This is a genomic window from Bacteroides sp. An322, from assembly GCF_002161765.1.
Lineage (GTDB): Bacteria > Bacteroidota > Bacteroidia > Bacteroidales > Bacteroidaceae > Phocaeicola > Phocaeicola merdavium.
Map to the genome: position 1 here is coordinate 1 of NZ_NFIN01000071.1, position 626 is coordinate 626.

At 47.6% G+C, this 626-nt stretch carries 1 protein-coding gene; it reads left to right on the forward strand.

Features of this window, described 5'->3' with window-relative positions; genetic code table 11:
• Window positions 1-233 precede the first annotated feature (233 nt).
• On the forward strand, window positions 234-626 hold a 393-nt coding region (locus B5F91_RS14765; protein WP_239416457.1), incomplete at its 3' end, for an ISAs1 family transposase.

Genomic DNA, 626 nt, shown 5'->3' on the forward strand with positions numbered 1-626 from the left:
TAATATATTAAAAAGAAACATGCAGCCTGCCGTCGTGGCAGCATAATGAAACATCTGAAAGAATTTGTGAAATCAGTGCCGGATTACCGCAGGACAGACAAGGGAAATTACAAATACAGGCTGGAAGATATTCTTCTTCTTGTAATACTCGGACGGCTGGGCAAGTGTATAACAAGACCGGATATAATCAGATTCGGCGAGCGTAACCTGAAACGCTCCGCTCTTTAGGGATTTTGTTGGACGGCGTACCTTCTGAGCCTACGCTCTGCCGTATATTCAAGCATATTGATGATGAAGCCATGTCTGAACGGATGTCCGAATTTACCTCCGCCTTCCATGATGAGCTTGTCGGTCTTGCAGGGGACATCATCTGCATTGACGGCAAGGCAATGAGAGGGACAGTGCTTGAAAACGGACGCAACCCCGACATCGTGTCCGCCTATTCCCTTGAAGGAGGTGTCACCCTTGCCACGGACATGTGCGAAGAAAAAAGCAATGAGATAACTTCCGTGCCCAAACTGTTGGACAAGGTGGATGTGTCAGGATGCATAGTTACGGCAGACGCCATGTCCTTCCAGAAAGCCATCATAGATAAAATCCGGGGAAAAGGCGGTGATTTCCTTATC